The sequence below is a fragment of the Rhizobacter sp. P3_B12 genome (assembly GCF_056402895.1).
On the sequence record NZ_JBFUGN010000180.1, the window covers coordinates 1 to 8,653 of the forward strand.

The window sequence follows — 8,653 nt, forward strand, 5'->3', positions numbered from 1 at the left end:
CTGCGCTGCTTGGCCCGCTGGCCGTGTACCGGATCGACCGGCTGGCCGGCACGCATCTGCGCGATCACGGTGCGCTGCCCGGGGATGATCCAGAAGAACACGTTGGCGCTCATCGCCGTCGCCATCATCGCGCCGACCAGCAGGAAGGCCGCCCGGCCTGCGAACAGCTGGCACGCGAGCCAGGCACCGGCCACGACCACCACCGCGACCACCGCGCCGACGATGCGGTCGCCGTGGGCACCGCGGCCGAATGCGCGGCAGATGCCGTCGTAGACGAGCCAGAACACCGCGAGGAAGGCCAGCGCCGCTGCGATCGCGCCGGCCGGCGACCACGCATGCACCCGTTGGTCGATCAGGAAGGTGCTCGCCTGCCACAGGTACAGCACCGTGAACAGCGCGAAGCCGGTCAGCCAGGTGGAGTAGCTCTCCCAGTAGAACCAGTGCAGGTGCGCCGGCAGCGACTTCGGCGCCACCATGTACTTCTGCGGGTTGTAGAAGCCGCCGCCGTGCACCGCCCACAGCTCGCCGTCGACGCCCTTGTCCTTCAGGTCGGCGGCCTCGGGCCTGAGCAGGCTGTTGTCGAGGAAGACGAAGTAGAACGACGAGCCGATCCACGCGATCGCGACGACCACATGGGCCCAGCGCAGCAGCAGGTTGAGCCAGTCCAGCACATAGGCTTCCATGCGCGTCAGCTGCCGCGGTAGGTGGAATAGGCCCAGGGGCTCGCGAGCAGCGGCACGTGGTAGTGGGCGCCGGTGTCGGCCAGGCCGAAGTCGAGCGGCACGCTGTCGAGGAAGGGCGGGTCGGGCAATGCGACGCCGCGGGCGCGGAAGTAGTCGGCCAGCTCGAACACCAGCCGGTAGCGGCCGGGCACGAAATCGGCGCCCTCCAGCAGCGGCCCGCCGGCGCGGCCGTCGGCATCGAGCTGCACGCTGCGAAGCAACTGAGGGGCAGTGCCGGCCAGGCGATAGAGCCGCACCGCCATGCCGGCAGCAGGGCACCCGTTCATCGTGTCGAGCACGTGCGTCGTCAGTTTTCCCATGGTGGGGAAAGTGTATACACTTTGCCTTCGAGAGCCAACCGAGCCGCCCGCTCCATGCCCCGCGCCGCCAGCCCCAAGTCGACCCCGCTGAAGCAGATCCGCCCGGCCCGGCGGCGTGCCGGCGCGGCCGATGGCGGCAGCGCGCAGCACATCGGCACCACGCAGCGCATCGTCGACGCCATCACCACCGCGATCGTCGAGCGCCGGCTGATGCCCGGCACCAAGCTCGCCGAGCAGAAGATCGCCGATCTCTTCAAGGTCTCGCGCACGCTGGTGCGCCAGGCACTGAACCAGCTGAGCCGCGACAAGCTGATCACGCTCGAGCCGGCACGCGGCGCGCGCGTCGCGATGCCGAGCGTCGACGAGGCGCGCCAGGTGTTCGAGGTGCGCCACATGATCGAGGCCGCGCTGGTGCGCCGCGCCGCCGGCGAGCTCGATGCGGCGCAGCTGGYCGCGTTGCGCACCCACCTGGCCGCCGAGCAGGAGGCCGTGCTGCGCACCGACGTCACCGGCCGCACGCGGCTGCTGGCCGATTTCCACGTCGTGCTCGCGCGCATGCTCGGCAACGAGGTGCTGGCCGAGCTGCTGGCCGACCTGGTGTCGCGCTCGTCGCTGATCTCGCTGATGTACCAGTCGGCGCATTCGGCCGAGCATTCCTTCGAGGAGCACGTGGCCATCGTCGACGCGCTGGAGCGGCGCGACGCGCGGGCCGCGGTGCGACTGATGCAGGCCCACCTGCGCAGCGTCGAGCGCAACCTGCGGCTCGCTCCGCGTGTCCAGCCCTTGTCCGACCTCGCCGGCGCGCCGCCGGCCCACGCCACCGCCTGAACGCCATGCCACCACCCACCTACCCCCGCGACCTCGTCGGCTACGGCGAGCACCCTCCGCATGCCGAGTGGCCGGGCAGCGCCCGCATCGCGGTGCAGTTCGTGCTGAACTACGAAGAGGGCGGCGAGAACAGCGTGCTGCACGGCGACGCCGGCAGCGAGCAGTTCCTGTCGGAGATGTTCAACCCGGCCGCCTACCCGGCGCGCCACCTGTCGATGGAGTCGATCTACGAGTACGGCTCGCGCGTCGGCGTGTGGCGGCTGCTGCGCGAGTTCGAGCGGCGCGGCCTGCCGCTCACGGTGTTCGGCGTCTCGATGGCGTTGGAGCGCCACCCCGAGCTCACGCAGGCCTTCGTCGAGCTCGACCACGAGATCGCCTGCCACGGCTGGCGCTGGATCCACTACCAGCAGATGGACGAGGCCGCCGAGCGCCAGCACATGGACATCGGCATGGACATCATCCACAAGCTGACCGGCGAGCGCGCGTTCGGCTGGTACACCGGCCGCGACAGCCCGAACACCCGCCGGCTGGTGGCCGACTACGGCGGCTTCGAGTACGACAGCGACCACTACGGCGACGACCTGCCGTTCTGGCTGCAGGTGCGCAAGACCGACGGCAGCCTCGCGCCGCACCTGGTGGTGCCGTACACGCTCGACACCAACGACATGCGCTTCTCGCTGCCGCAGGGCTTCGCGACCGGCGACGATTTCTTCACCTACCTGCGCGACAGCTTCGACGTGCTGTACGCCGAGGGCGACGAATCGCCGCGCATGCTGAGCATCGGCATGCACTGCCGGCTGCTCGGGCGGCCGGGGCGCTTTCGGGCGCTGCAGCGCTTCCTCGACCACGTGGAGGCGCACGACCGGGTGTGGGTGTGCCGCCGCGTCGACATCGCGCGCCACTGGAAGCGCGTGCATCCGTTCAACCCCGACAACGCCTGGGTGTGGAAATGAGCGTCAGCCTGCAGCAACTGAATGAAGCGACGGTGGAGGGCTTCGTCGCGCTGCTCGAGGGCACCTACGAGCATTCACCGTGGATCGCCGAGCGCGCGTTCGCCGCGGCGCCGTTCGCGAGCCTGGCGCAGCTGCGCCAGGCGCTGGTGCAGGTGGTGCGCGATGCGCCGCGCGACGAGCAGCTCGCGCTGGTGCGCGCCCACCCCGAATTGGCCGGCAAGGCGCGGGTTGCGTTGACCAGCGAATCGGCCAGCGAGCAATCGGTATCGGGCCTCACGCAGTGTTCCGAGTCTGAGTACGCACGGCTGCAGGCGCTGAACGCCGCCTACCGCGAGCGCTTCGGCTGGCCGTTCATCCTCGCGGTGCGCGGGCCACGTGGCACCGGACTCACGCGCGCGCAGATCATCGAAACCTTCGCGCGCCGCGTCGACGGCCCGGCCGATGTCGAGCTGGCCGAATGCCTGCGCCAGATCCACCGCATCGCCGAGCTGCGCCTGGACGACAAGTTCGGCAGCGAGCCGACGCTCGGCCACCAGGTGTGGGACTGCGCCGAGCTGCTCGCGCAGCACAGCGACCCCGGCTACGCCGAGCAGGGCCAGCTCACCGTCACCTACCTGACCGATGCGCACCTGGCCTGCCAGCGCCAGCTGGTGCGCTGGATGCAGGACTGCGGTTTCGACGAGGTGTCGGTCGATGCGGTCGGCAACGTGGTCGGTGTCCATCACGGCAGCGATCGCGCCGCGCCGCGCCTGCTGACGGGCTCGCACTACGACACCGTGCGCAACGGCGGCAAGTACGACGGCCGGCTCGGCATCTTCGTGCCGATGGTCTGCGTGCGCGAGCTGCAGCGCGCCGGCCGGCGCCTGCGGCACGGCATCGAGGTGGTCGGCTTCGCGGAGGAAGAAGGCCAGCGCTACAAGGCCACCTTCCTCGGCTCAGGGGCGCTGATCGGGCAGTTCGACGGGCGCTGGCTCGACCAGCAGGATGCCGACGGCATCGCGATGCGCGACGCGATGCACGCCGCCGGCCTCGACCCCGCGGAGATCCCTGCGCTGCAGCGCGACCCGTCGCGCTACCTCGGCTTCGTCGAGGTCCACATCGAGCAGGGGCCGGTGCTCAACGAGCTCGACCTGCCGCTGGGCGTCGTCACGTCGATCAACGGCAGCGTGCGCTACCTGGGCGAGGTGATCGGCCTGGCCAGCCACGCCGGCACGACGCCGATGGACCGGCGCCGCGATGCCGCGACCGCGGTGGCCGAGCTGGCGCTGTATGTTGAAAAGCGCGCCGCGGCGCAGCCGCACCTGGTCGGCACGGTGGGCATGTTGACGGTGCCGAACGGCTCGATCAACGTCGTGCCGGGCCGCTGCCGCTTCAGCCTCGACCTGCGCGCCACCACCGACGAGGCGCGTGATGCGCTGGCGCGCGACGTGGTGGCCGAACTCGAGCGGATCTGCGGGCGGCGTGGCTTGCAGCACACGCTCGAAGAGACGCTGCGCGCCAGCGCCGCGCCGAGCGATGCCGCGTGGCAGGCCCGCTGGGAGCGCGCGGTCGAGGCCGGGGGCGTGCAGGTGCACCGCATGCCCAGCGGCGCCGGCCACGACGCGATGAAGCTGCACGAGGTGATGCCGCAGGCGATGCTGTTCGTGCGCGGCGGCAACTCCGGCATCAGCCACAACCCGCTGGAAACCATCACCACCCACGACGCACAGCTGTGCGTCGAAGCCTTCCAGCACCTGCTGGATCACCTGGAGACGACATGAGCGACGACCACTTCGCGCGCCTCGATGCGTGGATCGACGCGCATTTCGATGAACAGACCCGCTTCCTGCAGGCGCTGGTGCAGGTGCCCACCGACACGCCGCCGGGCAACAACGCGCCGCATGCCGAGCGCACGGCGGCCTTGCTGCAGGGCTTCGGCTTCGAGGCCGAACGGCACGTGGTGCCGGGCGACGAGGTGCGCGCGGCCGGCCTGGAGAGCATCACCAACCTGATCGTGCGCCGCCGCTACGGTGAAGGTGGCGAGGGCCCGACCATCGCGCTGAACGCGCACGGCGACGTGGTGCCGCCGGGCGAGGGCTGGGCGCACGGCCCCTACAGCGGCGACATCGAAGACGGCAAGCTCTATGGCCGCGCGGCCGCCGTCAGCAAGAGCGATTTCTCGACCTACACCTTCGCGGTGCGGGCGCTCGAGGCGCTGGGCGTGCCGCTGCAGGGCGGCATCGAGCTGCACTTCACCTACGACGAGGAGTTCGGCGGCGAACTCGGCCCCGGCTGGCTGCTGAAGCATGGCCTCACGAAGCCCGACCTGCTGATCGCCGCCGGCTTCAGCTACCAGGTGGTGACGGCGCACAACGGCTGCCTGCAGATGGAGGTGACGGTGCACGGCCGGATGGCGCATGCGGCGATTCCCGACACCGGCATCGATGCGCTGCAGGGCGCGGTTGCGCTGCTGAACGCGCTGTATGCGCAGAACGCGCTGTACCGGCAGGTCACGTCGAAGGTGCCGGGCATCCGCCACCCGTACCTCAACGTGGGGCGCATCGAGGGCGGCACCAACACCAACGTGGTGCCGGGCAAGGTGGTGCTGAAGCTCGACCGCCGGATGATCCCGGAAGAGAACCCGGTCGAGGTCGAGGCCGCGCTGCGCCAGGTGATCGCCGAGGCGGCGGCGCAGGTGCCGGGCATCACGGTCGAGATCCGCCGGCTGCTGCTGGCGCACGCGCTGCAGCCGCTGCCGGGCAACCGGCCGCTGGTCGAGGCGCTGCAGCGGCATGGCGAGGCGGTGTTCGGCGAAGCCATTCCCACCTCGGGCTCGCCGCTGTACACCGACGTGCGGCTCTACAGCGAGCGCGGCATCCCGGCGGTGATCTACGGTGCCGGGCCGCGCACGGTGTTCGAGAGCAACGCGAAGCGGGCCGACGAGCATGTGGTGCTCGACGACCTGCGGCGTGCCACGAAGGTGGTGGCGCGCGCCTTGCATGACCTGCTGACGGGCCGGCAGGCCTGATCCACCGGAGACCTCGGATGTTCGTTCGCACGCTGGCCCTTGCCCTCGTCTTCATCGCACAGGGCGCACTCGCCCAGGACACCCCCATCAAGTTCCAGCTCGACTGGCGCTTCGAAGGCCCGGCGGCGATGTTCCTGGTGCCGGCCGCGAAGGGGTATTTCAAGGCCGAGAAGCTCGACGTGACGATCGACGCCGGCAACGGCTCCGGCGGCGCCGTCACGCGGGTCGCGTCGGGGGCCTACGAGATGGGCTTCGCCGACCTCGCGGCGCTGATGGAGTTCCACGCCAACAACCCGACCGCGCCGGACAAGCCGGTCGCGGTGATGATGGTCTACAACAACACGCCGGCCGCGGTGCTGGCGCTGAAGAAGTCCGGCATCCGGGCGCCGGCCGACCTGAACGGCAGGAAGCTCGGCGCGCCGGTGTTCGATGCCGGCCGCAAGGCCTGGCCGATCTTCGCGAAGGCCAACGGCATCGGCAACGTCGCGTGGACCGCGATGGACCCGCCGCTGCGCGAGACGATGCTGGTGCGCGGCGACATCGACGCGATCACCGGCTTCTCGTTCACCTCGCTGCTGAACCTGGAGGCGCGCGGCGTGAAGGCCGACGAGGTCGTCGTGCTGCCCTACCCGCAGTTCGGCGTGAAGCTGTACGGCAACGCGGTCATCGTGTCGCAGGCGTTCCTGAAGAAGAACCCGGAGGCGGTGAAGGCCTTCCTGCGCGCGTTCGCGAAAGGCATGAAGGACGTGGTGGCCGACCCGGCCGCGGCGGTCGCCACCGTGAAGGCGCGCGACGGCATCGTCAACGAGGCGCTGGAGTTGCGGCGCCTGAAGCTCGCACTCGATGCGACGGTGCTCACCGCCGATGCGCGGGCCGAAGGCTTCGGCGCGGTGCTGGCGCCGCGGCTGAGCCTGATGGCCAGCCAGGTGTCGGACGCGTTCGGCACCAAGGAGCGCGTGAACCCGGCGGCGGTCTGGGCCGACGGCTACCTGCCCGACGCGGCCGCGCGCAACCTGTTCGCGGTGGTCCGGAAGTAGTGCATGTCAGGGCACCGTGGCCGACACCTGGAACATCAGCGCCGAGTTGCCGAGCACGTTGACCTGGGTCGACAGCGCCGGCGTCAGCTGCCAGCCGACCGTCAGCACCAGCCCGGGCGAGAAGCCCTTGTAGTTCAGCGGCACCTTGTCGTCGAACGGCGCCTTGTAGCCGTAGATCAGGCCGGCGGTCCATTGCGCGTAGAGCCGGTTCCAGTCGCTGAAGTCGGTCAGGCGCTGGCCGACGTAGGCATAGGCGCTGGGCTGGCCGAACGAGTTGCTGAAGTACGTGAAGCCCGAGACCACGCCGTTCGGCCGCTCGCGTTCGATGCCGACCATCCACACGTAGCGGTGGTCCGGATCGCGCGAGTAGTGGTACGTGAACGGCGCGTACATCAGGCGCCAGACATCGTCGGCAGGTGGTGCGGCTACAGTGGCCGGCGGCGCCTCGGGCGCGCCAGGGGCAGCGGGTACGGTTTGCGCAGGGGTGCAGATCGACACGCCGCAGGCGCACACGGCAGACGCCAGGGCAGGAAACTTCATGGCGCTGATTGTCGCGAACTCTCGACCCCGTTTCTGGAGCCAGCTGTCCAGGCGTGTCGGATGGCTGTGCACATTGATGTCATGCGTTGTCATGCTGCAGGGCTGCGCGTGGTGGGACCTGAAGCAGAGGCAATGGGTGTTCCGACCCTCGCCGGGGCAGCCCGCCGACGTGGCGCTGCGGCCGGGCGATGTGTCGTACGCGGTGGCAGTGCCAGGGGCGACACCCGGCATGCAGGACCGGCTGCAGCTGTGGTGGCTGCCGAATGCCGATCCGCAGGCGCCGACGCTGCTGTACCTGCACGGTACCTTCCGCGCGCTGTACCGCAACCTGCCGAAGATCGACGCGCTGCGCGACGCCGGCTTCTCGGTGCTGGCGGTCGACTACCGCGGCTGGGGCGAGAGCACGCCGATCGTGCCGTCGCAGGCGTCGATCCTGGCCGATGCCGACACCGCGTGGGCCGAGCTGGTGAAGCGCCAGCCCGATCCGCGGCGGCGCGTGATCTTCGGCCATTCGATGGGTGGCGGCGTGGCGGTTGACCTCGCAAGCCGGAAGCACGACGGGCGCGACTACGGCGGGCTGATCCTCGAGTCGACCTTCACGCGGCTGCCCGACGTGGCCGCCGAGCTGGGCGCGATCGGCACGATGGTGTCGTGGCTCGCCAACGAGCAGTTCGATTCGGTCGACAAGATCGGCCGCGTCGACGCGCCGATCCTGATGATGCATGGAAGCGCCGACGACACGGTGCCGGTGACGCTCGGCCGCAGGCTGCGCGATGCGGCGCCGGCCGGCACGCGCTGGGTCGAGTTCAGCGGCGGCTCGCACAGCCGGCTGCACAGCGAGGATCCGGCGCTGTACCGCGAGGCCGTCAAGTCGCTGATCGCGCGCCTTGCGCCTCCTTCATCTGCTGCTTCCGCCCCATCCCGATGAGCCTGCCCACGCCGCCCTTTGTCGATTTCCGCAACGTCTGGCTCGCCTACAACGACGAGCTGCGCGCGCGTCGCCAGTTCGCGATCGAGGACATCTCGCTGCAGGCGCAGCCGGGCGAGTTCATCGCGWTCGTCGGGCCGTCGGGCTGCGGCAAGTCGACCTTCATGAAGCTCGCGACCGGGCTGAAGCGGCCGTCGCAGGGCACGGTCCTTGTCGACGGCCGCGAGGTCGCCGGCCCGCTGAAGATCACCGGCATGGCGTTCCAGGCGCCCTCGCTGCTGCCGTGGCGCAGCACGCTGCGCAACGTGCTGCTGCCGC

10 protein-coding genes are annotated in these 8,653 nt (G+C 70.3%); 7 read left to right on the forward strand and 3 right to left on the reverse strand.

Going from position 1 to position 8,653, the window contains the following annotated elements:
• Positions 1-683: urate hydroxylase PuuD (locus AC1D01_RS12360; protein ID WP_477866553.1), on the reverse strand; the 683-nt coding region annotated here is incomplete at its 3' end.
• Between the two features lie 5 nt (positions 684-688).
• Complete coding sequence (uraH, locus tag AC1D01_RS12365) at positions 689-1,042, reverse strand: hydroxyisourate hydrolase (RefSeq protein WP_477866555.1); 354 nt, start codon at positions 1,040-1,042, stop codon at positions 689-691.
• Between the two features lie 54 nt (positions 1,043-1,096).
• Between uraH and AC1D01_RS12370 the strand changes: the two genes are divergently transcribed.
• From AC1D01_RS12370 to AC1D01_RS12390, 5 genes are read left to right on the forward strand one after another with little or no spacing between them, the layout of a single operon-like run.
• Positions 1,097-1,870: a GntR family transcriptional regulator gene (locus tag AC1D01_RS12370; protein WP_477866557.1), complete on the forward strand. Its 774-nt coding sequence runs from the start codon at positions 1,097-1,099 to the stop codon at positions 1,868-1,870.
• A 5-nt stretch (positions 1,871-1,875) separates the two neighbouring features.
• Positions 1,876-2,823 carry an allantoinase PuuE gene (puuE, locus tag AC1D01_RS12375; protein ID WP_477866559.1) on the forward strand — a complete coding sequence of 316 codons (948 nt, stop codon included), beginning with the start codon at positions 1,876-1,878 and terminating at the stop codon, positions 2,821-2,823.
• Positions 2,820-4,583: a 2-oxo-4-hydroxy-4-carboxy-5-ureidoimidazoline decarboxylase gene (uraD, locus tag AC1D01_RS12380; RefSeq protein ID WP_477866561.1), complete on the forward strand. Its 1,764-nt coding sequence runs from the start codon at positions 2,820-2,822 to the stop codon at positions 4,581-4,583. Before puuE ends, uraD begins: the two co-directional genes overlap by 4 nt.
• Positions 4,580-5,830 carry a M20 family metallopeptidase gene (locus AC1D01_RS12385; RefSeq protein ID WP_477866563.1) on the forward strand — a complete coding sequence of 417 codons (1,251 nt, stop codon included), beginning with the start codon at positions 4,580-4,582 and terminating at the stop codon, positions 5,828-5,830. The genes uraD and AC1D01_RS12385 overlap by 4 nt, the downstream gene beginning before the upstream one ends.
• A 17-nt stretch (positions 5,831-5,847) precedes the next feature.
• On the forward strand, positions 5,848-6,867 hold the full coding sequence (locus AC1D01_RS12390) for an ABC transporter substrate-binding protein (RefSeq protein ID WP_477866565.1): 1,020 nt from the start codon (positions 5,848-5,850) through the stop codon (positions 6,865-6,867).
• Between the two features lie 6 nt (positions 6,868-6,873).
• Here AC1D01_RS12390 and AC1D01_RS12395 read toward each other — a convergent pair whose 3' ends face one another.
• A complete protein-coding gene (locus AC1D01_RS12395) occupies positions 6,874-7,407 on the reverse strand; it encodes an ABC transporter ATP-binding protein (RefSeq protein WP_477866567.1) in 534 nt (177 codons plus the stop codon).
• Positions 7,408-7,498: 91 nt separating this feature from the next.
• Here AC1D01_RS12395 and AC1D01_RS12400 point away from each other — a divergent pair, with 91 nt between their 5' ends.
• Positions 7,499-8,335, forward strand: coding sequence for an alpha/beta hydrolase (locus AC1D01_RS12400; RefSeq protein ID WP_477866569.1), 837 nt, complete (start codon positions 7,499-7,501; stop codon positions 8,333-8,335).
• Positions 8,332-8,653 (forward strand): ATP-binding cassette domain-containing protein (locus tag AC1D01_RS12405; protein ID WP_477866571.1); only part of this gene is annotated, 322 nt, incomplete at its 3' end. The genes AC1D01_RS12400 and AC1D01_RS12405, both read left to right, overlap by 4 nt.